This window comes from Mycobacterium sp. ABE4_509, assembly GCF_056160785.1.
The window spans coordinates 1-23601 of sequence record NZ_JBSWXU010000050.1 but is presented as its reverse complement, the minus strand read 5'-3'; the positions used below and the strand labels follow the sequence as shown (position 1 = coordinate 23601).

Below are 23601 nucleotides of genomic sequence, written 5' to 3'. Positions count from 1 at the left end.
TTCGCACTGTCAAAGCTCAGCAAAACCCGACCAGATCGTTATATTTGCGCTGATCAGGGGCCGACAGCCCACAAAACGTCTAGAACGTGTTCTAATCTACACGTCCCCAGCGTCGAACAGGCCCTCAGCTCGGATCGCCGAGCCCCATCGCGGCCGAGAAGCTCCGCTCAGGATCCCTGTCAGCAAAGTAATTCCGCAACTCGTCGGATAGCTGTGCCGGGTCCCAGGCGTCGCCGTCGGCGCTGAACTGCCGCTCCGCCGTTGGAGCCGCAATGAGCGTCACCGTCGGACCATAGACGATGAACAGCTGCCCGTTGACCGCTTCGGAAGCCGGAGAGGCCAGGAATCGGACCAGGTTGACCACGTGGTCGGGGGACAGCGGGTCCACGGCGCCCTCGGCCAGGTCCGGAGCATCGCCGAACACCCCGGCCGTCATCGCGGTACGGGCTCGCGGGGCGATCGCGTTGGCGCGCACCCCGAAGCGTCCCAACGCCCGCGCCGCCGACAACGTCAGCGCGGTGATCCCGGCCTTGGCCGCCCCGTAGTTGGGCTGACCGACCGGACCGGACAGCCCGGCCTCGGAGCTGGTGTTGATGATGCGCCCGTAGACCTCGCCGTCACCGGCCTTGGCCTTCGACCGCCAGTAGGTCGCCGCATTGCGGGTCAGCAGGAAATGCCCGCGCAGATGCACCGCGATGACGGCGTCCCATTCCTCGTCGGTCATGTTGAACAGGATCCGGTCGCGGGTGATGCCGGCATTGTTCACCACAATGCCCAGCCCACCGAGCCCGTCGGCGGTCTCGACCAGTTCGTCGGCGGTGGCGCGCTCGCTGATGTCGCCTGCGACGGCGACCCCCTTGGAGCCGGCCGTCGAGATCTCGTCGAGGACATCGGATTTGTCCAGCGCGGCGGCGATGTCGTTGACGACGACGGTGGCGCCGGCCTGGGCCAGCCCGATCGCCTCGGCCCGGCCCAGGCCGGCGGCAGCGCCGGTCACCACCGCGACACGGCCGGACAGGTCGGTGCCGGGTACGGAAGAAGAAGACAAAGTACGAATACCTCTAGTCGTGTCGGATCAGGGCTGCGCGCGGGCACTCGGCGATGGACTGCTCGGCCAACTCCTCCTGGTCGGGGGGAATCGGGTCCGCCTTGAGCACCGCGTAGTCGTCGTCATCGAGGTCGAACAGGTCGGGAGCTATTCCCACGCACACCGCGTTGCCTTCACACCGGTCGCGATCCACTTCCACTCGCATGACAACCTCCTGTCGGTAGGGCTGAGTTCCGATCATCTCGGGCACCCAGTGTGACACCACCCTGGACCCCAAGACTAGAACGTGTTACAACCGGGAAAGGCCCCGGGTGGGTCCAGGCCTGGTGGACGGCACCCGGGACAAGGCTCGCAGACAAGTGAGGACGGCGCGATGCGGATCGGCTACACCCCTGAACAGGAGGAGTTGCGTCGCGAACTGCGGGCGTACTTCACCAAGCTGATGACGCCCGAGCGGGCCGAGGCGCTGGCGGCCAGCGACGGCGAGATGGGGCGCGGCAACGTCTACCGCGAGACCGTCGAACAGATGGGTAAGGACGGTTGGCTCACGCTGTCCTGGCCGACCGAGTACGGCGGACAGGCCCGCCCGCCGATGGACGGGCTGATCTTCAACGACGAGGCCGCCATCGCCAATGTGCCGGTGCCGTTCCTGACCATCAACAGCGTCGCACCGACGATCATGCACTTCGGCACCGAGGAGCAGAAGAAGTTCTTCCTGCCCAGGATCGCCGCCGGTCAACTGCACTTCTCCATCGGCTACTCCGAGCCGGGCGCGGGCACCGACCTTGCCGCGTTGCGCACCACCGCGGTGCACGACGGTGACGACTACGTCGTCAACGGACAGAAGATGTGGACCTCGCTGATCGCCTACGCCGACTACGTGTGGCTGGCGGTACGCACCAACCCCGAGGCCAAGAAGCACCGCGGCATCTCGATGTTGATCGTGCCGACCACGGCGGAGGGCTTCTCGTGGACGCCGGTGCACACCATGTCCGGTGTCGACACCAGCGCCACCTACTACCAGGACGTCCGGGTACCCAAGACCGCTCTGGTCGGCGAGGAGAACGCCGGGTGGAAGCTGGTCACCAATCAGCTCAACCACGAGCGGGTGGCGCTGGTGTCCGCCCAGCCGATATTCGTGGCGCTCGCCGGCGTCCGGGAGTGGGCGCAGAACACCAAGGACGTGCACGGCAAGCGGCTCATCGACGCGGAGTGGGTGCAGCTCAACCTGGCCCGGGTGCACGCCAAGGCCGAGGTGCTCAAGCTGATCAACTGGGAATTGGCCTCGGCCTCCGGACCAGACACAGACGCCGCGCCCTCCCCCGCCGACGCGTCGGCGGCCAAGGTGTACGGCACCGAACTGGCCACCGAGGCCTACCGGTTGCTGATGGAGGTACTCGGCACCGCCGCGACACTGCGCACCGACTCGGAAGGGGCGCTGCTGCGCGGCCGGATCGAACGGATGCACCGCTCCTGCCTGATCCTGACCTTCGGCGGCGGGACCAACGAGATCCAGCGCGACATCATCGGCATGGTCGCCCTCGGGCTGCCGCGGGTCAACCGGTAGGAGGGCGGAACCACCATGGATTTCAAGACGACCGAAGCCAGCGAGGACCTCGGCGGTCTGGTGCGCACCATCACCGAGTCGGTGTGCACACCTGAGCATCAGCGCGAACTCGACAGCCTCGAGCAGCGATTCGACAGCCAGCTCTGGCGCAAGCTGATCGAGGCCGACGTGCTGTCGGCCGCCGCACCGGAATCGTTGGGCGGCGGCGGTTTCGGAATGCTCGAGCAGGTTGCGGTGTTGGTGGCACTGGGCAGGCAGATGGCCGCCGTGCCCTACCTCGAATCCGTGGTGCTCGCCGCCGGCGCGCTGGACAAGTTCGGCTCCCAGGAGCAACGCGAGCAGTGGGCGGTGCCTGCGACCGACGGATCCACCATCCTCACCGTTGCCCTGGCCGGCGACATGGGCGAAGGACCCGTGCAGGCGCACGCCGCCGACGGCGGCTACCGGCTGACCGGCACCCGCACCCAGGTCAGCTACGGCCCGGTTGCCGGCGCATTCCTGGTTCCCGCCGAGACCGATTCGGGGGCCAAGGTTTTCATCGTCACCAAGGAAGACGCCGGCGTCACGGCCAGCGCCCTGAGCACGACCGGGCGGGGCAGCATCGGCCATCTCGAGTTGCGCGGCGTCGAACTCGGCGCCGAACGGATGGTCGGCGACGCCGAGGTCCTCACCTGGCTTTCCACACTGGCAACCCTGGGTCGCAGCGCCTTCCAGCTCGGCGTCGTGGAACGCGCGCTGGAACTCACCGCGAGCTACGCCCGCGAACGCGAGCAGTTCGACCGCCCCATCGGCAGCTTCCAGGCGGTGTCGGCGCGACTGGCCGACGGCTACATCGACGTCAAGGCACTGCGATTGACGCTCACCCAGGCCGCGTGGCGGCTGTCCGAGGGGCTGCCGTGCGAGGTGGATGTCAACACCGCCGCGTTCTGGGCCGCCGAAGCCGGCCACCGGGTGGCACACACCGCGGTGCACGTGCACGGCGGTGTCGGGATCGACACCGACCACCCGGTGCACCGCTACTTCCTGGCCGCCAAGCAGACCGAGTTCGCCGTGGGCAGCGCCACCGGGGCACTGCTGCAGATCGGCCGTGAACTGGCCGACACCCCGGCCTGATCCCGGCGTGAACGAGCCGACAGTCGCCGCGTTGCTGGCCCCCCTGGCCGGCGTCGACGACCGCGGTATCCGTTCGGCGGACTCCGCGCCGTGCAGCTGGCGCAACCACATCCAGTCCGGCGCCGACCTCGCCGCGGCGCTGCGCGCCAGGCTGGATCCCGCCCGGCCGCCACATGTCGGAGTGCTGCTGGGCAACACCGCGTTCTTCGGCACGGTGCTGGTGGCCGCGGCGCTGTCAGGAATCGTTCCGGTCGGGTTGAACCCCACCCGCCGCGGCGCCGCGCTGCTGCGCGACGTCGAGCACGCCGACTGCCAGCTGGTGCTGACCGACACCACGCCGGACACTGATCTCGGTGGCCGCGGCATCCCCACGGTGGCGGTCGAATCCGCGGCCTTCGCCGACGAGCTCGCCTCACACGCCGGAGCCCCGGTGGACTTCCCCACCGTCGATCCCGACGACCTGTTCATGCTGATCTTCACCTCGGGCACCAGCGGTGATCCCAAGGCGGTGCGCTGCACCCACGAGAAGGTGGCGTTCCCCGGGATGATGCTCGCCGAGCGGTTCGGACTCGGCCCGGCGGACACCTGCTATCTGTCCATGCCGTTGTTCCACAGCAACGCGATCATGGCCGGCTGGGCACCCGCGGTCGCCGCCGGAGCCTCGATCGCGTTGCGCCGCAGATTCTCGGCCTCCCAATTCATTCCCGATGTCCGGCGCTTCGGAGCGACCTACGCCAACTACGTCGGCAAGCCGCTGTCCTACATCCTGGCCACCCCGGAACGTCCCGACGACCGCGACAACCCGCTGAAGGTCGCCTACGGCAACGAGGGCGCACCCCGCGACCTGGAGCGTTTCGCGCACCGGTTCGGCGTCCAGGTGGTCGACGGGTTCGGCTCCAGCGAGGGCGGGGTGTCGATCGCCCGCACCCCGGACACCCCGGACAGCGCGCTGGGCCCGCTGGCCAACGGCGTCGAGATCGTCGACGTCGACACCGGCCAGCCGTGCCCGCCCGGAGTCGTCGGCGAGCTGGTCAACACCGCGGGCCGCGGCCAGTTCCGCGGCTACTACAAGGATCCCGACGCCGAGGCCGAACGGATGGCCGGCGGCGTCTACCACAGCGGTGACCTGGCCTACCGCGACGAGAACGGATTCGCCCACTTCGCCGGTCGGCTCGGCGACTGGATGCGGGTGGACGGCGAGAACCTCGGCACCGCACCGATAGAGCGGATTCTGCTGCGCCACCCGCAGGTCACCGAGGCCGCGGTCTACCCGATCCCCGACCCTGCGGTGGGCGACCAGGTGATGGCGGCGCTGGTGCTGCGCGAGCACAGCGATTTCGACCCCGAGACGTTCGCCCGGTTCCTGGCCGAGCAGCCCGACCTCGGTCCCAAACAGTGGCCGGTGTTCATCCGGGTGGCCGAGACACTGCCGCGCACAGAGACTTTCAAGGTCCTCAAACGGCAGCTGTCCGGTGAGGCCACCGACTGCACCGACCCCGTCCACAAGATCCCCCGACCGTGACGAGCCCACCGGTGCGTCGCGCCGACATCGCGAGCATGCTGATCGACCGCATCGGCGACCAGCAGCTCGGGCTGCGGACCCGCGACCGCGACTGGACGTGGGACGAGGTGGTGGCGGAGTCGGCCGTCCGGGCGGATCTGGCCACCGCGCTGCGGCACAGCGACTTTCCCGGCGAGCCCGGCCACATCGGCGTCCTGCTGGACAACGTGGCCGATTTCGTGTTCTGGCTCGGCGGCGCCGCGCTGGCCGGCGTCACCGTGGTCGGGCTCAACCCCACCCGGGGACCCGGCGAGCTGGCCGCCGACATCCAGCACGCCGACTGCGCGCTGATCGTCACCGACACCGCCGGCATGGATCGGCTGCGCGGCCTCGACCACGGTCTGGCCCCTGAGCGCTTCCTGGTCGTCGACGACCCCGGCTACCGGCGCCGCCTCGACGCCCACCGCGTCACCCCGGCCGCCGCACCGGAGGCCGGGCCCGCGGCCCTGCTGCTGTTGCTGTTCACCTCGGGCACCACCGGGGCATCCAAGGCGGTTCGGTGCAGTCAGGGCCGGCTGGCCCGGATCGCCTACGCTGCCGCCGACAAGTACGGCCACCACCGGGGCGATGTCGACTACTGCTGCATGCCGCTGTTCCACGGCAACGCCATCATGGCGCTGTGGGCTCCCGCGCTGGCCGTCGGCGCGACGGTGTGTCTGGCCCCGACGTTCTCGGCCTCCCAGTTCCTGCCCGACGTCCGGTTCTTCGGTGCGACGTTCTTCACCTACGTGGGCAAGGCGATGGCCTATCTGCTGTCCACCCCGGAGCGCAGCGACGACTCGGACAACATGCTGACCCGCGGATTCGGCACCGAGGCGGCGCCGCAGGATCAGCGCGAGTTCGAGCGCAGGTTCGGCGCCCGGCTGTTCGAGGGGTACGGCTCCAGCGAGGGTGGCGCTGTCGCCGCGCCCGCCCCGGACGCGCCACCGGACTCGCTGGGCAGGCCCGCGCACGAGGACGTGGTGATCGTCGATCCGGAAACACTGCAGCCGTGCCCGCCGGCGGTGCTCGACGCCGGGCGGCGGGTGCTCAATCCCGACGAGGCGGTCGGTGAGATCGTCGACCGGCGCGGTGCCCGCGACTTCGAGGGGTACTACCGCAACGACGGCGCCGACGCCGAACGGGTCCGCAACGGGTGGTACTGGTCGGGTGATCTGGGATATCTCGACGGCGACGGTTTCCTGTACTTCGCCGGGCGGCGCGGCGACTGGATCCGGGTCGACGGCGAGAACACCTCGGCGGTGACCGTCGAACGGGTGTTGCGCCGTCACCCGGATGTGATCGCCGCCGCGGCGTACGGCGTGCCCGACCCCCGCTCGGGCGACCAGGTGATGGCCGCCGTCGAGGTCGCCGACCCCGGCTCCTTCCCGGTCGAGCGGTTCGCGTCGTTCCTCGCCGAACAGGACGACCTGGGCGCCAAGGGGATTCCCCGGCTGCTCCGGGTCTCGGCCGAGCTGCCTGCCACCGGCTCCAACAAGGTGCGCAAGCGGGATCTGCAGGCCCAGCGCTGGCACACCGGCGACGCCGTGTACCGCTGGACGGGCCGCGGCCGGCCCGACTACCACCTGATGTCCGACGAGGACCGCCTGGCCCTGGACCGGGAGTTCGCCACGCACGGAAGGCAACGCCATGCCTGAATGGGACGAGACCACCGACGTGCTGGTCGCCGGCTCCGGCGCCGGCGGGGTGACCGGGGCCTACACCGCGGCCCGGGAGGGTCTGGACGTGATCCTGGTCGAGGCGAGCGAGAAGTTCGGCGGCACCACGGCGTACTCGGGTGGCGGCGGGATGTGGTTTCCCTGCAACCCCGTGCTACAGCGGGCCGGCTCGGACGACACCCTCGACGACGCCCTCGAGTACTACCGCGCCGTGGTCGGGGACCGCACGCCGGCCGCGCTGCAGCAGACCTACGTGCGCAGCGGCGCTCCCCTCGTCGAGTACCTGGAAGCCGATGAGCGACTGAAGTTCTCGCTGTTGCCGTGGCCCGACTACTTCGGCAGTGTCCCCAAGGCACGCGGCGACGGGATGCGCCACATCGCCGCCAAACCGCTGAAGGTGGCCGCGGCGCCGCACCTGCGCGACCTGATTCGCGGGCCCCTGGACACCGACCGGCTGGGCCGGCCGACCCCGGAGGACTACTTCGTCGGCGGCCGGGCACTGATCGCGCGTTTCCTGCTGGCCCTCGGCGCCCACCCGCACGCCTCGACCCGGCTCAACACCGCCCTGACCGAGCTCGTGGTCTCCGACGGCCGAGTCGTCGGCGCGGTGGTGCAGACCGAGAGCGGACCCCGCGCCATCGAAGCGCGCCGCGGGGTGCTGCTGGCGGCGGGCGGTTTCGAGCACAACGACGCGATGCGGGATCGCTACGGGGTGCCGGGCGCATCGCGGGACACCATGGGCCCGTGGAGCAATCAGGGTCTGGCCCACCTCGCCGGCATCGCCGCCGGCGCCGACACCGACCTGATGGACCAGGCGTGGTGGTCCCCCGGGCTGACCCACCCCGACGGCACCTCGGCCTTCGCCCTGTGGTTCACCGGCGGGATCTTCGTCGACGACGACGGCAGACGGTTCACCAACGAATCAGCGGCCTACGACCGGCTCGGGCGCGCGGTGCTGGCCGCGATGGACGCCGGCACGCTCACGCTGCCGTTCTGGATGGTCTATGACGACCGTGAAGGTCTGGAACCGCCGGTCAAGGCCACCAACGTCTCGATGGTGGAGCCGCAGCGCTACGTGGCCGCGGGGCTGTGGCGCACCGCCGACACACTGGCCGGGCTGGCCGCCGAGATCGGGGTTCCGGCGCAGCACCTGGTCGACACCGTGGCCCGGTTCAACGAGTTCGTCGAGCGCGGCGTCGACGAGGACTTCGGCCGCGGCGACGAACCCTACGACCGCGCCTTCTCCGGGGGTGCGCCGCCGCTGTACCCGATCGACAAGCCGCCGTTCCACGCCGCCGCGTTCGGGGTGTCGGATCTCGGCACCAAGGGCGGCCTGCGCACCGATACCGCCGCGCGGGTTCTCGATACGTCGGACAATGTGATCCCGGGGCTCTACGCGGCGGGCAACACGATGGCCGCCCCCAGCGGCACCGCCTACCCCGGTGGTGGGAACCCGATCGGCACCAGCATGGTGTTCAGCCATCTGGCCGTGCGGGACATGGTGAAAGGAAACAGACCATGAGCAGCACGCACGCCGAGGCCGTACGCGACATCGACCCCGGGCAGAGCATGACCCGCTTCGCCCGAGGGTGGCACTGCCTGGGTCTGGCCGAGGACTTCCGCGACGGCCGGCCGCACGGGATCGACGCCTTCGGTACCCACCTGGTGGTGTTCGCCGACTCCGGTGGTGCGCTGCAGGTGCTCGACGGGTACTGCCGGCACATGGGCGGCGATCTGGCGCAGGGCTCGGTCAAGGGCGACGACATCGCCTGCCCGTTCCACGACTGGCGCTGGGGCGGTGACGGCAAGTGCAGGCTGGTGCCCTACGCCAAGCGCACCCCTCGGCTGGCCCGGACCCGGGCATGGCCGATCACCGAGGTCAACGGCCAGCTGCTGGTGTGGCACGACCCCGAAGGGTCGGTCCCGCCGGCCGAACTGACTCCTCCGACGATCGAGGGGTTCGACGAGGGTCGGTGGTCGCCGTGGCAATGGAGCTCGATCCTCATCGAGGGTGCGCACTGCCGCGAGATCGTCGACAACAACGTCGACATGGCGCACTTCTTCTACATCCACCACGCCTATCCGACGTACTTCAAGAACGTCATCGAGGGTCACACCGCCAGCCAGTTCATGGAGTCCAAGCCCCGTCCCGACCACACCGCCGACCCCGACAAGCTTTGGGACGGCACGTATCTGCGCTCGGAGGCGACCTACTTCGGGCCCGCCTACATGATCAACTGGCTGCACAACGACCTGGGCCCGGGCTTCACCGTCGAGGTGGCGCTGATCAACTGCCACTACCCGGTCAGCCACAGCTCGTTCGTCCTGCAGTGGGGAGTGGCCGTCCAGGAGATGCCTGGTCTGCCCGCCGACAAGGCGGCCAAGCTGGCCGGGGCGATGAACCGCAGCTTCGGCGAAGGTTTCCTCGAGGACGTCGAGATCTGGAAGCACAAGACGCGCATCGACAACCCGCTGCTCACCGAGGAGGACGGGCCCGTCTATCAGCACCGTCGGTGGTACCAGCAGTTCTATGTCGACGCCGCCGAGGTGACGCCGGACATGACCGACCGATTCGAGGCCGAGGTCGACACCAGCCACGCCAACGACCTGTGGCAGCAGGAGGTCGAACACAACCTCGCCGGGCTGGCGGCGCGCAGAATGAGTACTTCTACCCAGGCCACATCTGCCGGCTCGTGACTTAGGCTTCGCATGTGAAGCTCACTGCCCTGACTCGCTGCGCTGTGACCGCCGCTGCCCTCGCCGTCGTCGCCACCGCCTGCGGCGGCACCGACAGCGAGCCCGCCGAGACCAGCACCACCGAATCCACCACGACGACGACCAGCGCGGCAGCCACCACGACCCAGGAGCGGATCCCGCCCCGTGAGGAGTCGGTGGAGGGCGCGGCCCCCACCATCGCCGACTACATCGCCGAGAACGGGATCACCGAAACCCCGGTGCAGCGCGGCGACCCGGGTGCACCGACGATCAACCTGCCGTTCCCGGAAGGCTGGGAGGACGCCGGGGCGGACACCCCGGAGTGGGCGTACGGCGCGATCATCTATCCCGGCCCGGGCTCCGAGGACTACACCCCGAGCATCGTCGCGATCGTGTCCAAGCTGACCGGCGACGTCGACCCGCAGACCATTCTCGACCTCGCGCCGGGCGAACTGAGCAACCTGCCCGGATGGGAACCGTTGACCCGGGGCCGCGAAGACGAGCTGTCCGGTTTCCCGGCCTACCAGCTCGGCGGCACCTGGACGCAGGACGGCATGACCAAGGTCGTCGCCCAGAAGACGGTGGTGATCCCCGGCGACGACGGGTTGTTCGTCCTACAGCTCAACGCCGACGGCCTGGAGAGCCAGATCGAGATCATCGGCCCGGCCACCGACTTCATCGACGAGCAGACCACCATCACCCCCTGAGGACCTCAGCGCACCAGCATCGCCTCGATCAGGTGCGGACCGGGTTCGCTGAACGCTTCCTGCAGCGCCGCCGCCAGCTCCTCGGCGGTGTGCACCCGGCGCGCTGGCACGCCCATCCCCTGGGCGATCCGGCCGAAGTCCAGGGCCGGGTTGCCCAGGTCCAGCAGGTCGGTGACCCGCTTGCCGAGTGATCCGGGTTCGGCCACACCGACATTGGCCAGTTCCCACCGAAGGATCTGGTAGGCGCCGTTGTTGAGGACGACCGTGGTGATGTCGAGCTGCTCGCGGGCCTGCGTCCACAGCGCCGAGATGGTGTACATCGCCGAACCGTCGGCCTGCAGGGACAACACCGGACGCCCCGGTGCCCCGATCGCGGCGCCGACCGCGGCCGGCATGCCGTACCCGATGGCGCCGCCGGTCAGGGTCAGCACATCGTGCGGGGGCGCCCCCGCGGTGGACGCCGGCAGCGCCGCCCCTGCGGTGTTGGACTCGTCGACGACCACCGCGTTATCGGGCAGCAACGCGCCGATGACCGCGGCCACCGACAGCGCGTCGAGCGGCCCGGTTGCGGTGTCAGGGCGGGCCGCCGGTGGCACCGGGGCGACGACGCCGGCGGCCAGTTCGTCGGCGAGCTGCTCCAGTGCCATGGCCGCGCCGCGGGGGCCGGCCAGCGGGTGCACCGTGCAGCCTCCGGGCACCAGGTCACCCGGGCTGTCCGGGTCCGGGTAGGCGAAGAACGACACCGGCGACCTGGCCCCGGCCAGAATCAGATGGACGGTGCCGGCGAGCTGCTCCCTGGCGAACTTGGCGAAGTAGATGAGGCGCTGCACACCGGGCACACCGGCCCCACGTTCCAGGCGGGCCGGGAACGTCTCGCACAGCAGCTCGGCTCCCGTCGCCTGGGCCAGCCGGGCCGCCGCCGACAATCCGGCGCGGCGGGTGGCGTCGCCGCCGACCAGGATCACCGTCTTCTCCCCCGATCGCAGCGCCGCGGCCGCTGCGTGGACGGAGTCGGCGTCGGGCTGGGGCTCGGGCGGCGGGGACAGTGCCGCAGGCACACCCCCGTCACCCCAGGACACGTCGGCGGGCAGGATCAGCGTCGCGATCTCATGTCGCCGGGCGGCGCGCAGCGCGGCCGCGGCGTCGGCTCCGATGTCGGCGGTGGCCATGGTCCGGTGCACCCACCCGGAGACGGTGCCCGCGACGGAGTCGATGTCGAACTCCAGCGGGGCGTCGAGGCGCTTGTGGTAGGTGGCGTGGTCGCCGACCACCACCACGATCGGGACGTGGGCGCGCCGCGCGTTGTGCAGGTTGGCCAGCCCGTTGCCCAGCCCCGGGCCGAGGTGCAGCAGCACCGCCGCCGGTTTGTCGGCCATCCGGGCGTAGCCGTCGGCGGCACCGGTGGCCACCCCCTCGAACAGCGCCAGCACCGCCCGCATGGCGGGGACGCCGTCCAGCGCCGCCACGAAATGCATCTCGGAGGTTCCGGGGTTGGCGAAGCAGGCGTCGACCCCGTTGTCGACCAGGGTGGCCAGCAGGGCCTGGGCACCGTTCACGCACCCAGGTATACCGCTGATTCAGCCTTCGCGGATACCGTCCAGCCGTTTGGTGGCCTCGTCGAATCCGGCGACCAGTTCGGCGATGATGTCGGCGACGGGCCGGATCTCGTTCATCCGGCCGACTATCTGACCCACCGGCATCGCCACGGTAGTCGGGTCGGCGGATTCGCTCATCCGCTGATGGGCCTCGCTGACGAGGATGTTCTGCAGCGGCATCGGCAACGGCTCGGGGGCGTCGGGCGCGTCCCAGGCGTCGGTCCACCGGCTCTTGAGCAGCCGCGCGGGCTTGCCGGTGTAGATGCGCCGGCGCACGGTGTCGGCCGACGTGGCCGTCAGCATCGCCTCCTGGATCACCGAGCGGCCGGACTCCAGCCGGACCCCCAGGTCGTATTCGGCCGACGTCAGGAACGCCGAGCCCATCCAGACGCCCTGAGCTCCGAGTGCCAGCGCCGCGGCGACCTGGCGCCCGGTGCCGATGCCGCCGGCGGCCAGCACCGGAGTGTGCAGCCCGCGCGACTCGATTTCGTCAATGATCTCGGGCCAGAGCACCATCGAGCCGATCTCACCGGTGTGCCCGCCGGCTTCGTGGCCCTGCGCGACGACGATGTCGACGCCGTTCTCCACATGGCGCAGAGCGTGTTTCGGCGAGCCGGCCAGTGCGGCCACCGGGACCCCGGATTCGTGGACCTGGTCGATCACGTCCTTGGGCGGTGAACCCAGCGCGTTGGCGATCAGCTTGATCGGATGCTTGAGCGCGACCTCGACGTGGCTGCGGGCCACCGAGTGCAGCCAGCCCAGCACGCCCTCGGAACGCGCCTCGTCCTCGGGCAGCGGCGGCACCCCGAGGTCGGCGAGCGTCTTGTCGACGAACTGGCGGTGCTCGGCCGGGATCAGCTTGTTGATGTCGACCGAGGTCCCCTCGGTCGGGATCTTCGCCGGCATCACGATGTCGACCCCGTAGGGCAAGCCGGCGGTGTTCTCGTCCATCCAGCACAGCACGTTCTCGAGGTCGTCGGCGTCGTTGAACCGGACGCAGCCCAGCACGCCGAGGCCGCCGGCCCGGCTGACCGCCGCGGCGACCTTCTCCGACGGGGTGAACACGAAGATCGGGTAGTCGATGCCGAAGCGATCGCACAGTTCGGTTCTCATGGCCGATCCTCTTCTAGGAGTTCACCGCGGCGTGCTTTTCGTGGACCTCGTCGGCTGGGCGCTCCTCGGTGACGTCCTTGGCCCAGCGGTAGTCGGGCTTGCCCGCGGGCGAACGCTTCACCTCGTCGACCAGCCACAGACTGCGCGGCACCTTGTAGCCGGCGATCTCGTTGCGCACGAACGCATCCAGATCGGCCAGCCGCGGGCGGGTTCCCTCCCGGGGGTGCACGACGGCCGCCACGTGCTGGCCGAACCGCGGGTCCGGCACGCCGACGACCAGTGCGTCGAACACGTCGGGATGCCCCTTGAGGGCGGCCTCGACCTCCTCGGGGTAGATCTTCTCGCCGCCGCTGTTGATCGACACCGAACCGCGGCCCAGCATCGTCACGGTGCCGTCGGCCTCCACCTCGGCGAAGTCGCCCGGGATCGCGTAGCGCACCCCGTTGAACGTCTTGAACGTCTCGGCCGTCTTCTTCTCGTCCTTGAAGTAGCCCACCGGGATGTGGCCGCACTTGGCGATGACGCCGCGCACACCCGAACCCGGCTCCACCTCGTTGCCGTCCTCGTCGAGCACCTTGGTGTTCTTGTCGATGGTCACCCGCGGGCCGCCGGTGTGCGACTGGCCCTTGGCCACCACGCTGGACCCGCCGAAGCCGGTCTCCGACGAGCCGATCGAGTCGGTGATGATCCGGTCGGGCAGCAACTCGAGGAACTTCTCCTTGAGGCTGGTGGAGAACAACGCAGCCGTGCTGGCCAGCAGGAACAGCGAGCTCAGGTCGTAGGTGTTGCCCTCGTCCTGGTGGGCCAGCAGCGCGTCGAGCAGCGGGCGCGCCATCGCGTCACCGGTGAAGAACAGCAGGTTGACCTTGTGCTCGTGGATGGTGCGCCACACCTTGTCGGCGTCGAACTCGGGCTCCAGCACCGTGGTCTGCCCCGAGAACAGCGCCATCCAGGTGGCCGACTGGGTGGCCCCGTGGATCATCGGCGGAATCGGGTAGCGGACCATCGGGCCGCTCTCCTTGGCCTGCTTGGCCAGCCCGTACTCGTCGGCGATCGGTTCGCCGGTGGCGAAGTCGGTGCCGCCGAACAGGACTCGGTAGATGTCCTCGTGGCGCCACATCACGCCCTTGGGGAACCCGGTGGTGCCGCCGGTGTAGAGCAGGTAGATGTCGTCTTCGCTGCGCGGGCCGAAGTCCCGTTCCGGGGAGCCCTGGGCTAGCGCGTCCTCGAACGCCACACCGCCGTAGCGGGAGAAGTCGTCCTCGCTGCCGTCCTCGACGACCAGGATGGTCTTGACGTTCGGCGTCTCGGGCAGCACGTTGGCCACCCGGCCGGAGTAGCGACGCTCGTGCACGAGCGCGACCATGTCCGAGTTGTCGAACAGGTACTTCAGCTCCCCCTCGACGTAGCGGAAGTTGACGTTGACCAGGATCGCGCCGGCCTTGACGATGCCGAGCATCGCGATGACGATCTCGATGCGGTTGCGACAGTAGAGCCCAACCTTGTCGTCCTTCTTGACGCCCTGGTCCATCAGGTAGTGGGCGAGCCGGTTGGACTTCTCCTCCAACTCGGCATAGGTCAGCTTCTCGTCTCCCGAGATCAGAGCCACGCGGTCAGGCACGGCGTCGATGGCGTGCTCGGCGAGATCGGCGATATTCAGAGCCACATCCCTAAATTAGAACGTGTTACATTTCCAGACAAGTCTGTGGCATCGACGCTGGAAGGCGGACACCTGTGAGCGACGCTGGTACTAGTTCGGACAAGCAGCCCGACTGCCTCGTTGAGCAGCGCGGACACACGCTGATCGTCACCATGAACCGCCCGGAGTCACGCAACGCGCTCTCGACCGAGATGCTCTCGATCATGGTCGAGTCATGGGACCGGGTGGACAACGATCCCGACATCCGCAGCTGCATCCTGACCGGTGCGGGCGGCTACTTCTGCGCGGGCATGGACCTCAAGGCCGCGACGGCCAAACCGCCGGGCGACTCGTTCGCCGACGGCAGCTACGACCCGTCGCGAATCGACGGGCTACTCAAGGGCCGCCGGCTGACCAAGCCGCTGATCGCCGCCGTCGAGGGGCCGGCGATCGCCGGGGGCACCGAGATCCTGCAGGGCACCGACATCCGCATCGCCGGCCAGAGCGCCAAGTTCGGTATCTCGGAAGCGAAGTGGAGCCTGTACCCGATGGGTGGGTCGGCGGTGCGGCTGGTCCGCCAGATCCCGTACACCATCGCCTGCGAGCTGCTGCTGACCGGGCGCCACATCACCGCCGCCGAGGCACTGTCCTACGGGCTGATCGGCCACGTGGTGCCCGACGGCTCCGCGCTGGACAAGGCGATCGAGATCGCCGAGGTGATCAACAACAACGGGCCGCTGGCGGTGCAGGCGATCCTGAAGACGATCCGCGAGACCGAGGGCATGCACGAGAACGAGGCGTTCAAGCCCGACACCGCCAACGGCATCCCGGTGTTCCTGTCCGAGGACGCCAAGGAGGGCCCGCGGGCGTTCAAGGAGAAGCGCGCGCCGAACTTCCAGATGAAGTAGCCCTACCCCGAGGGTTATTCTCGGCGGCGTGCCGGGAGTCCTGACCGTTGCGGCCGAGGAGCTCGCCACCGAGCTGATGACCGACGATCCCACCCGCCTCCGGCACCTGGGGGCGGTGGCTCACCGCTGCCAGGTCCTCGCCGTCACCGTCGACGACGCTCTCGTCGACGCCCTGGTGGCCGCGGCGTGGTTGCACGACATCGGCTATCTGCCCGAACTCAGCTCGACCGGCTTCCACCCGCTGGACGGGGCACGCTACCTGCGCGCGACCGACTGGCCCGACCCGGTCTGCGATCTGGTGGCCCACCATTCCGGCAGCCGCTTCGTCGCGCAGATCCGCGACCTGGACACCGAGCTCGAAGCGTTCGCGTTCACCGAGGACACCGCTTCGGACGTGCTCACCACCGCCGACAACACCGCCATGCAGGACGGCACGTTCGTCGCGGTGTCGGCCCGGCTCGCCGAGAAGCGGCGCAGGCACCCGCCCGACTCGCCGGGCATGCGGGCCAATCCGCACCGCGATGACTACATCCTGGCCGCCGCAGCCCGGGTCAACACCCGGCTCGGGGCCGTCGGCCGAACCGATCCGTACCTGGTTTAGCTGTGATGTCAGCTAGCCCAGCACCGGCGCGCTGGGGGTGAACACCACCGGCATCGACTCCAGCCCGCTGACGAAGTTCGCCGGCCGCAGCGGCAACATGGTGTCGTCGGCCAGCCGCAGGTCGGGCAGCCGCGCGAGCACCTTGGTCAGCATGATCTTCAGTTCCAGCCGGGCCAGCTGGTTGCCCAGACAGAAATGGGTGCCGAAACCGAACGCCAGGTGGCTGTTCGGGTCGCGGTCGATCCGAAAGTTCTCGGGATCACCGAAGACGGACTCGTCGAAGTTCGCCGCTTCGAACATCAGCATCATCTTCTCGCCCGATTTCAGCGACGTCCCGTGGAACTCGGTGTCCGCGGTCAGCGTGCGGCACATGTTCTTCACCGGCGAGGTCCAGCGCAGCATCTCCTCGATGGCACCCGGGAGCAGGTCTGCTTGGGCCACCAGGCGGTCCCACTGATCGCGGTGGCGCAGCACCTGCTCGGTGCCGCCGGACAGGGTGTGCCGGGTGGTCTCGTCCCCGCCGATCAGGATCAGCAGGGTTTCCATCACGATCTCGTCGTCGGACATCCGCTGCCCTTCGACCTCGGAGTTCACCAGGATCGAGAACAGGTCTTCGGTGGGGTTGACCCGCCGGTCGGCGATGACCTCCATCGTGAACGCGGTGTACGCCGCGAAGGTGTCCATCAACATCTGGGCGGTCTGTTCGTCCACGTGGGAACTCAGCCCGCACACCAGGTCGTCGGACCACTGGAGCAGCTTGCCGCGGTCGGCGGGCAGCACACCGAGCATGTCGCCGATCACCGCCATCGGCAGCGGAGCGGCGATGTCGCGGACGAAATCGCATTCCCCGCGCTCGCAGACGGCGTCGATGAGCGTGTCGCACAGCGTCTCGATCGAGGGCAGCTTGTCCATCACGCGCTTGCGGGTGAAGCCCGCGTTGACGAGCTTGCGGCGCAGCAGGTGCGCAGGGTCGTCCATGTCGATCATGTAGGGCATGCCCGGGGTGTCCGGGCGGATACCGCCGGTCGAGGAGAACAACTCCGGGTTGCGCTCGGCGTCGAGGACCGCCTGATACGTGGTGGCCGCAGCCAGCCCGTTGCGGTCGCGGAACACCGGCTGGTTGGCCCGCATCCACTTGTAGGCTTCCCGCGCGGCGTGCCCGTCGGCATAGAACCGTCCGTCGGCGAGGTCGACGTCGAGTCCGGACAGGGTTGAGGTCATTTCTTTCCTTTTCGTCTCTCGTCGATGCCGGCTATGCGAAGACGCGTGCGTCGCCGAAGGTCATGTCGACGTTGGCCGCCGAACTGGACACGAGCGCCTTCTTGGGGAGGCCGAGCGAGGCGAGTTCGGCGGCGTAGGGGTGGTCGCCGAGCCGCACCGTCACCCCACCGGGGCGATACCGCACCCCGGTCATCAGCATCTCCCCCGGTGTCTCGCGGACGACTCCGTCCAGGCACGAGTACGTCGAGTGCACCTGGGGGCGGCCGGTCAACGCGGCGGGCACCGGCAGTCCCGGCCGGAACTCCATGCCGATGACCAGTTTCCCGTCGATGCTCACGTCGAACCCGAACTGACGACCGTCGCGGAGGGTGAAGTCGGCCATCACCTTCGGATAGCCCCAGATGGTCCGGCCGGCCTCGAGCGTGAAGGACTGGTCGACCGGCAGGTGGTGGACGAACGCACCCGCCGATTGCAGTGCCCGGACCCCGCCGGCGTCCGAGCCCGGCGGATTGACCATCACGTTGGTCCCGTACTCGTAGTATTCGCCGAGGTCGGTGTCGTCGTAGTGCATCAGCATCAGCACCACCATCGCCCGGTTCTTGCCGAACCGGCAGACCCGCAGACCGCTGTAGTCGATCATCTGCTGGGCGGCGTCGGCGTCCACCACGAACATCGCGGTGTGCTGTTGCGCGGTGCGCACCCGCACCGGCATGGTCAGTACCGTTCCGGCGATGGTGTGCTGGCTGGCACCAGTGGCTTCAGTCACACCCTCAATCTAGAACGCCGGCTAGACAGTCTGCAAGGAAGTGTCTACCCGGCGTCAGACCAGCGCGGCCAGATCGCGGATCTGTTCCGGTGACCGCGCACCCACCACCATCATGGTGACCCCGGAGGCCTCCCACGCCTTGATCTGTTCCTGGACGTAGGCCAGATCGCCGACGATCGCCGAGTCGTCGACCAGTTCGTCCGGGATGACCGTGGCCGCCTCGTCTTTGCGGTCGTTGCGGAACAACCTGGTGACGTCGTCGACGACCTCGGCGTAGCCCATCCGGCGGTAGACGTCGGCGTGGAAGTTGGTGTCCTCGGCCCCCATTCCACCCATGTAGAGCGCCAGGTGGGGCTTCATCAGCTCCATGATCGCCGGACGGTCGTCGGTGACGACCACCTGGGCGGTCGCGCAGATCTCGAACGTCTCGCGGGTGCGGCGGGCACCGGGGCGGGCGAACCCCTCGTCGAGCCACTCGTTGTACATGGCCCCGATGCGCGGCGAGTAGAAGATCGGCAACCAGCCGTCGGCGATCTCGGCGGCCAGCGCGACGTTCTTGGGCCCCTCGGCGCCGATCATGATCGGGATGTCGGCGCGCAGCGGGTGGGTGATGGGTTTGAGGTTCTTACCCAGGCCGGTGGTGCCCTCCCCGGTCAGCGGCAACGGGTAGTGCGGGCCGGCGCTGGCCACCGGGGCTTCCCGCGCCCACACCTGACGGACGATGTCGATGTACTCCCGGGTGCGGGCCAGCGGCTTGGGGAACTTCTGCCCGTACCAGCCCTCGACGACCTGCGGCCCGGACACGCCCAGCCCCAGGATGTGGCGGCCACCGGAGAGGTGGTCCAGCGTCAGCGCGGCCATCGCGCATGCGGTCGGGGTGCGCGCCGACATCTGGATCACCGACGTGCCCAGCCGCATCCGGGTCGTCTCACGGCCCCACCACGCCAGCGGTGTGTACGCGTCCGAGCCCCAGGCTTCGGCGGTGAAAACGGTGTCGAAGCCGGCCTCCTCGGCGGTGGCGACGAGTTCGGCGTGGTTGGTGGGCGGCTGCGCACCCCAATAACCGAGCTGCAGACCCAACTTCATCCGGCTACCTCCGTGCCCGTTCTTGAAACCATTCTTAGAACCTGTTCTACTCGATGCCGTGACCACCAGCCAAGGCAGCCCGGTGCAGATCGAGCCTCATGAGAAGCCGCTGTCGGCTCCGCTGAAGCTCTCATTCGACTACACCCGTTCAGTGGGTCCACTGCTGTCCCAGTTCTTCACCGCGCTGCGCGAGCGCCGCATCCTCGGCGTGCGCGGTTCGGACGGGCGCGTGATGGTTCCGCCCGCTGAGTATGACCCCGTCACCTACGAGGCACTGACCGAGGTGGTGCCGGTGGCCGGCGTCGGCACGGTGATGTCGTGGACGTGGCAGTCCCACCCGCTCGAGGGCCAGCCGCTGGACCGTCCGTTCGCCTGGGCGCTGATCAAACTCGACGGCGCCGACACCCCGCTGCTGCACGCGGTGGCCGCCGACTCCGCCGATGACGTCCGCACCGGGGCGCGGGTGCACGCGCACTGGGTCGACGAGCCGGTCGGCGCGATCACCGACATCGCCTACTTCGCGCTCGGGGACCAGCCCGAGCCCGAGGGGCCGGCCCTCGACCTCGATCCGGTGACGATGCAGGTGGCGCCGTCGAGCATCGAAATCCAGCACACCGCTTCGCTTCCCGAATCCAAGTTCCTGCGGGCGCTGGAGGAGGGCAAGCTGCTGGCCGCACGCACCGGCAGCGGCGGCAAGGTGTACTTCCCGCCGAAGGAGGCCGACCCGGCCACCGGCCTTGAGCTCGACCAGTTCATCGAACTGTCCGACAAGGGCACCGTGACGACGTTCGCGATCATCAACATCCCGTTCTCGGGACAGCGGATCAAACCGCCCTACGTGGCCGCCTACGTGCTGCTCGACGGGGCCGACATCCCGTTCCTGCACCTGGTCACCGAAATCGATCCCGCCGACGTCCGGATGGGCATGCGGGTCCAGGCCGTCTGGAAGCCCCGCGAGGAGTGGGGACTGGGCATCGACAACATCGACTACTTCCGCCCGACCGGCGAACCGGACGCCGACTACGACTCCTACAAGCACCACCTCTAGACAGGACGAGCATGACTGAAGTTGCAGTGGTGGGCTTCGCGCACGCGCCCCATGTGCGCCGCACCGACGGCACCACCAACGGCGTCGAGATGCTGATGCCGTGTTTTCACACGCTCTACGAAGAGCTGGGCCTCAAACAGACCGACATCGGCTTCTGGTGTTCGGGGTCGTCGGACTACCTTGCCGGCCGCGCGTTCTCGTTCATCTCGGCGATCGACTCGATCGGCGCGGTGCCCCCGATCAACGAGTCGCACGTGGAGATGGACGCGGCCTGGGCGTTGTACGAGGCCTACATCAAGATCCTGAGCGGCGAGGTCCAGACCGCGCTGGTCTACGGGTTCGGCAAGTCCTCGGCCGGCACCCTGCGCCGGGTACTGGCGTTGCAGACCGATCCCTACACGGTGGCCCCGCTGTGGCCGGATTCGGTGTCGATGGCCGGGCTGCAGGCTCGATTCGGTCTGGACGCGGGAACCTGGAGCGTCGAGGACATGGCGCAGGTCGCCCTGGATTCGATGACCGCGGCGCCGCGCACGGATTCGGTGGAGCCCGCCGGATCCGTCGAGGAGTTGCTGGCGCGTCCGTTCTTCGCCGATCCGTTGCGCCGCCACGACATCGCCCCGATCACCGACGGCGCGTCGGCGATCGTGCTGGCCGCCGGTGACCGGGCCCGCGAACTGCGCGAGAACCCGGCCTGGATCACCGGGATCGAGCACCGCATCGAAACTCCGGTGCTGGGGGCCAGAGACCTCGTCACCTCGCCGTCGACGGCCGCCTCGGCCGCCGCGGCCACCGGCGGAGATCCGGGGTCGGTGGAGATCGCCGAACTCTACGCTCCGTTCAGTCATCAGCAGCTCATCCTCAAAGAGGCGATCGGGCTGAACGGTTCGACCAGGATCAACCCGTCCGGCGGCGCGCTGTCGGCCAACCCGATGTTCTCCGCGGGCCTGGAGCGCATCGGCTTCGCCGCCCGGCACATCTTCGACGGCAACGCCTCCCGGGTGCTCGCACATGCGACGAGCGGCCCTGCGCTGCAACAGAATCTGGTCGCTGTCCTGGAAGGCAAGTGATGGCTCCGACAACTGGCAAGAAGCTGGCCGCGGTGCTGGGCACCGGACAGACGAAGTACGTCGCCAAGCGCAAAGACGTGTCGATGAACGGACTGGTGCGCGAGGCCATCGATCGCGCGCTGGCCGATGCCGGGGCCACGATGGCCGACATCGACGCCGTCGTCGTGGGCAAGGCGCCGGACTTCTTCGAGGGCGTGATGATGCCCGAGTTGTTCATGGCCGACGCCACCGGCGCGACGAACAAGCCGCTGATCCGGGTGCACACCGCCGGTTCGGTGGGCGGTTCGACGGCGATCGTGGCGGCCAGCCTGGTGCAGTCCGGCAAGTACCGCCGGGTGCTGACGATGGCCTGGGAGAAGCAGTCAGAGTCCAACGCCATGTGGGCGCTGAGCATCCCGGTTCCGTTCACCAAGCCGGTCGGCGCCGGCGCCGGCGGGTATTTCGCCCCGCACGTGCGCGCCTACATCCGTCGTTCGGGGGCGCCGACCCACATCGGCGCGATGGTGGCGGTCAAGGACCGGCTCAACGGCGCGAAGAACCCGTTGGCGCACCTGCACCAGCCCGACATCACCCTGGAGAAGGTGATGGAGTCGCCGATGCTGTGGGACCCGATCCGTTACGACGAGACCTGCCCGTCCTCGGACGGCGCGGCCGCCATGGTGATCGGTGATGAGGCCAGCGCCGACGCCCGGGTTGCCGACGGCCACCCGGTTGCCTGGATCAACGCCACCGCGCTGCGCACCGAACCGCTGGCCTACGCCGGGCGCGACCAGGTCAACCCGCAGGCCAGCCGCGACGCGGCGGCGGCGTTGTGGAAGGCCGCCGGTATCACCAGCCCGATCGACGAGATCGACGTCGCCGAGGTGTACGTGCCGTTCTCCTGGTACGAGCCGATGTGGCTGGAAAGCCTCGGCTTCGCCGCCGAGGGTGAGGGGTGGAAGATCACCGAGGCCGGTGACACCGCCATCGGCGGGCGTATCCCGTTCAACCCGTCCGGCGGGGTGCTGTCCTCCAATCCGATCGGCGCGTCCGGGATGATCCGGTTCGCCGAGTCCGCCATCCAGGTGATGAACAAGGCCGGTGAGCATCAGGTGCCCGGCGCCCGCAAGGCTCTGGGCCACGCCTACGGCGGTGGCGCGCAGTACTACTCGATGTGGGTGGTCAGCAGCGACAAACCGGATCAGCCGTACAAACCCGCTGCGTCATGACCCGCATGCAGTACACCTGCAGTGTGGCGATGGGGCCGGTCGACCAGCTGGTCGAGATCGCCCGCACCGCAGAGGAAGTCGGCTTCGATTCGATCGCCCTGCCGGATTCGTTGTTCTACATGGAAAAGCAGGCCGCCGACTACCCCTACACCCCGGACGGCTCCCGGATGTGGGACGAGGACACCCCGTGGGTGGACCCGCTGATCGCCGCGGGCGCGATGGGCGCGGTGACCTCCACGCTGCGCTTCTACACCAACGTGATGAAGCTGGGCTCCCGCAACCCGCTGCTGCTGGCCCGTCAGGTCGGCTCGGTGGCCAACCTGACCAACAACCGGTTCGGTTTCGGCGTCGGCATCGGCTGGGCGCCCGAGGAATTCGAGTGGTGCGGAGTGCCCTACGCCAAGCGCGGCAAGCGGGTCGACGAGATGATCGAGGTCCTCAAGCTGGTGCTGGCCGGCGGCATGGTCGAGTTCCACGGCGAGTTCTACGATTTCGACCGGCTGCAGATGAGCCCGGCCCCCGGCAAGCCGGTGCCGTTCTACGTGGGTGGACACACCGAGGTCGCGCTCAAGCGGGCCGCCCGCGTCGGTGACGGCTGGACCAGCGCCATGATGACCGGCGAACAGCTGGCCGAGACGATCGGCAGGATCAACGCGTTGCGCGCCGAGTACGGCCGCGCCGAGGAGCCGTTCGAATTCCAGGCGGTGTGCATCGACAAGTTCGGCGTCGACGGTCACCGTGAGCTCGCCGAGGCCGGCGTCACCGACAACATCGTCATCCCCTGGGTGTTCGACGGGTTGGGCTTCGACGCGCCGATCGAGCAGAAGAAGGACTCACTGAAGCGGTTCGCCGACACCTACATCCACTCGGGCTGGCAGGAGCGCTAGCACCGAACTTGTCGGACCCTTCTGGCAGTATCGAACACATGTTCGACACTGATGGGGCGGTGGGGTGTATCGAGGAGATGGCTTCGTCGGTGC

Annotated in this window: 21 protein-coding genes; 13 read left to right on the top strand and 8 right to left on the bottom strand. The window is 68.8% G+C overall.

The features are described from left to right. Window positions 1–124: 124 nt before the first annotated feature. Both ACXAID_RS13055 and ACXAID_RS13050 read right to left on the bottom strand, forming a co-directional pair. Complete coding sequence (locus tag ACXAID_RS13055) at window positions 125–1048, bottom strand: 3-oxoacyl-ACP reductase (protein WP_475022640.1); 924 nt, start codon at window positions 1046–1048, stop codon at window positions 125–127. A gap of 13 nt (window positions 1049–1061) precedes the next feature. After that, entirely contained in the window at window positions 1062–1253 is a 192-nt protein-coding gene (locus ACXAID_RS13050) for a ferredoxin (RefSeq protein ID WP_475022639.1), read from the bottom strand. A 168-nt stretch (window positions 1254–1421) separates the two neighbouring features. Here ACXAID_RS13050 and ACXAID_RS13045 point away from each other — a divergent pair, with 168 nt between their 5' ends. From ACXAID_RS13045 to lpqN, 7 genes are read left to right on the top strand one after another with little or no spacing between them, the layout of a single operon-like run. After that, on the top strand, window positions 1422–2615 hold the full coding sequence (locus ACXAID_RS13045; RefSeq protein ID WP_475022638.1) for an acyl-CoA dehydrogenase family protein: 1194 nt from the start codon (window positions 1422–1424) through the stop codon (window positions 2613–2615). A 15-nt stretch (window positions 2616–2630) separates the two neighbouring features. After that, a complete protein-coding gene (locus ACXAID_RS13040; protein ID WP_475022637.1) occupies window positions 2631–3728 on the top strand; it encodes an acyl-CoA dehydrogenase family protein in 1098 nt (365 codons plus the stop codon). 7 nt (window positions 3729–3735) lie between these two features. Beyond that, window positions 3736–5250 carry a long-chain-fatty-acid--CoA ligase FadD17 gene (fadD17, locus tag ACXAID_RS13035; RefSeq protein WP_475022636.1) on the top strand — a complete coding sequence of 505 codons (1515 nt, stop codon included), beginning with the start codon at window positions 3736–3738 and terminating at the stop codon, window positions 5248–5250. 35 nt (window positions 5251–5285) lie between these two features. Next, window positions 5286–6926 (top strand): steroid-22-oyl-CoA synthetase, encoded by a 1641-nt coding sequence (gene casI, locus ACXAID_RS13030; protein ID WP_475022651.1) that lies wholly within the window; start codon window positions 5286–5288, stop codon window positions 6924–6926. Then, the gene (locus ACXAID_RS13025; protein WP_475022635.1) at window positions 6919–8469 is read left to right on the top strand and encodes an FAD-binding protein; all 1551 of its coding nucleotides are present in this window, start codon (window positions 6919–6921) and stop codon (window positions 8467–8469) included. The genes casI and ACXAID_RS13025 overlap by 8 nt, the downstream gene beginning before the upstream one ends. Then, window positions 8466–9644 carry a 3-ketosteroid-9-alpha-monooxygenase, oxygenase component gene (locus ACXAID_RS13020; protein ID WP_475022634.1) on the top strand — a complete coding sequence of 393 codons (1179 nt, stop codon included), beginning with the start codon at window positions 8466–8468 and terminating at the stop codon, window positions 9642–9644. The genes ACXAID_RS13025 and ACXAID_RS13020 overlap by 4 nt, the downstream gene beginning before the upstream one ends. A 14-nt stretch (window positions 9645–9658) precedes the next feature. Continuing rightward, the gene (lpqN, locus tag ACXAID_RS13015; RefSeq protein ID WP_475022633.1) at window positions 9659–10369 is read left to right on the top strand and encodes an envelope biogenesis lipoprotein LpqN; all 711 of its coding nucleotides are present in this window, start codon (window positions 9659–9661) and stop codon (window positions 10367–10369) included. A gap of 5 nt (window positions 10370–10374) precedes the next feature. Here the strand turns inward: lpqN and ACXAID_RS13010 are convergent, their stop codons facing one another. From ACXAID_RS13010 to ACXAID_RS13000, 3 genes are read right to left on the bottom strand one after another with little or no spacing between them, the layout of a single operon-like run. Next, entirely contained in the window at window positions 10375–11925 is a 1551-nt protein-coding gene (locus ACXAID_RS13010; protein WP_475022632.1) for an acetolactate synthase large subunit, read from the bottom strand. A 21-nt stretch (window positions 11926–11946) separates the two neighbouring features. Beyond that, window positions 11947–13077 (bottom strand): NAD(P)H-dependent flavin oxidoreductase, encoded by a 1131-nt coding sequence (locus tag ACXAID_RS13005; protein WP_475022631.1) that lies wholly within the window; start codon window positions 13075–13077, stop codon window positions 11947–11949. Window positions 13078–13090: 13 nt separating this feature from the next. After that, complete coding sequence (locus tag ACXAID_RS13000) at window positions 13091–14743, bottom strand: acyl-CoA synthetase (protein ID WP_475022630.1); 1653 nt, start codon at window positions 14741–14743, stop codon at window positions 13091–13093. A gap of 146 nt (window positions 14744–14889) precedes the next feature. Between ACXAID_RS13000 and ACXAID_RS12995 the strand changes: the two genes are divergently transcribed. Both ACXAID_RS12995 and ACXAID_RS12990 read left to right on the top strand, forming a co-directional pair. Then, window positions 14890–15624: a crotonase/enoyl-CoA hydratase family protein gene (locus ACXAID_RS12995; protein ID WP_475022650.1), complete on the top strand. Its 735-nt coding sequence runs from the start codon at window positions 14890–14892 to the stop codon at window positions 15622–15624. Between the two features lie 28 nt (window positions 15625–15652). Beyond that, the gene (locus tag ACXAID_RS12990; RefSeq protein ID WP_475022629.1) at window positions 15653–16225 is read left to right on the top strand and encodes an HD domain-containing protein; all 573 of its coding nucleotides are present in this window, start codon (window positions 15653–15655) and stop codon (window positions 16223–16225) included. A 12-nt stretch (window positions 16226–16237) separates the two neighbouring features. Here the strand turns inward: ACXAID_RS12990 and ACXAID_RS12985 are convergent, their stop codons facing one another. The 3 genes from ACXAID_RS12985 to ACXAID_RS12975 form a co-directional block, all read right to left on the bottom strand. Continuing rightward, entirely contained in the window at window positions 16238–17446 is a 1209-nt protein-coding gene (locus ACXAID_RS12985; RefSeq protein WP_475022628.1) for a cytochrome P450, read from the bottom strand. Window positions 17447–17477: 31 nt separating this feature from the next. Next, a complete protein-coding gene (locus ACXAID_RS12980; RefSeq protein ID WP_475022649.1) occupies window positions 17478–18158 on the bottom strand; it encodes an acetoacetate decarboxylase family protein in 681 nt (226 codons plus the stop codon). Between the two features lie 108 nt (window positions 18159–18266). Next, entirely contained in the window at window positions 18267–19298 is a 1032-nt protein-coding gene (locus ACXAID_RS12975) for an LLM class F420-dependent oxidoreductase (RefSeq protein WP_475022627.1), read from the bottom strand. A gap of 58 nt (window positions 19299–19356) precedes the next feature. Between ACXAID_RS12975 and ACXAID_RS12970 the strand changes: the two genes are divergently transcribed. The 4 genes from ACXAID_RS12970 to ACXAID_RS12955 are packed head-to-tail and all read left to right on the top strand — an operon-like array spanning window position 19357 to window position 23508. Continuing rightward, window positions 19357–20346: a Zn-ribbon domain-containing OB-fold protein gene (locus tag ACXAID_RS12970; RefSeq protein ID WP_475022626.1), complete on the top strand. Its 990-nt coding sequence runs from the start codon at window positions 19357–19359 to the stop codon at window positions 20344–20346. Between the two features lie 11 nt (window positions 20347–20357). Continuing rightward, entirely contained in the window at window positions 20358–21413 is a 1056-nt protein-coding gene (locus ACXAID_RS12965; RefSeq protein WP_475022625.1) for a thiolase domain-containing protein, read from the top strand. Continuing rightward, complete coding sequence (locus tag ACXAID_RS12960; protein WP_475022624.1) at window positions 21413–22621, top strand: thiolase domain-containing protein; 1209 nt, start codon at window positions 21413–21415, stop codon at window positions 22619–22621. The genes ACXAID_RS12965 and ACXAID_RS12960 overlap by 1 nt, the downstream gene beginning before the upstream one ends. A 5-nt stretch (window positions 22622–22626) precedes the next feature. Beyond that, window positions 22627–23508 carry a TIGR03619 family F420-dependent LLM class oxidoreductase gene (locus ACXAID_RS12955; RefSeq protein WP_475022648.1) on the top strand — a complete coding sequence of 294 codons (882 nt, stop codon included), beginning with the start codon at window positions 22627–22629 and terminating at the stop codon, window positions 23506–23508. Window positions 23509–23601: the final 93 nt, after the last annotated feature.

Bases quoted from the DNA above. Each gene is read 5' to 3' on its own strand.
- casI (WP_475022651.1), top strand. From the start codon at position 5,286: ATGCTGATCGACCGCATCGGCGACCAGCAGCTCGGGCTGCGGACCCGC.
- ACXAID_RS12985 (WP_475022628.1), bottom strand. From the start codon at position 17,446: ATGACCTCAACCCTGTCCGGACTCGACGTCGACCTCGCCGACGGACGG.
- ACXAID_RS13050 (WP_475022639.1), bottom strand. From the start codon at position 1,253: ATGCGAGTGGAAGTGGATCGCGACCGGTGTGAAGGCAACGCGGTGTGC.
- ACXAID_RS13040 (WP_475022637.1), top strand. From the start codon at position 2,631: ATGGATTTCAAGACGACCGAAGCCAGCGAGGACCTCGGCGGTCTGGTG.
- ACXAID_RS12955 (WP_475022648.1), top strand. From the start codon at position 22,627: ATGCAGTACACCTGCAGTGTGGCGATGGGGCCGGTCGACCAGCTGGTC.
- ACXAID_RS13020 (WP_475022634.1), top strand. From the start codon at position 8,466: ATGAGCAGCACGCACGCCGAGGCCGTACGCGACATCGACCCCGGGCAG.
- ACXAID_RS12965 (WP_475022625.1), top strand. From the start codon at position 20,358: ATGACTGAAGTTGCAGTGGTGGGCTTCGCGCACGCGCCCCATGTGCGC.
- ACXAID_RS12995 (WP_475022650.1), top strand. From the start codon at position 14,890: ATGAACCGCCCGGAGTCACGCAACGCGCTCTCGACCGAGATGCTCTCG.
- ACXAID_RS13005 (WP_475022631.1), bottom strand. From the start codon at position 13,077: ATGAGAACCGAACTGTGCGATCGCTTCGGCATCGACTACCCGATCTTC.
- ACXAID_RS12980 (WP_475022649.1), bottom strand. From the start codon at position 18,158: ATGCCGGTGCGGGTGCGCACCGCGCAACAGCACACCGCGATGTTCGTG.
- ACXAID_RS13025 (WP_475022635.1), top strand. From the start codon at position 6,919: ATGCCTGAATGGGACGAGACCACCGACGTGCTGGTCGCCGGCTCCGGC.
- ACXAID_RS12975 (WP_475022627.1), bottom strand. From the start codon at position 19,298: ATGAAGTTGGGTCTGCAGCTCGGTTATTGGGGTGCGCAGCCGCCCACC.
- ACXAID_RS12960 (WP_475022624.1), top strand. From the start codon at position 21,413: ATGGCTCCGACAACTGGCAAGAAGCTGGCCGCGGTGCTGGGCACCGGA.
- ACXAID_RS13045 (WP_475022638.1), top strand. From the start codon at position 1,422: ATGCGGATCGGCTACACCCCTGAACAGGAGGAGTTGCGTCGCGAACTG.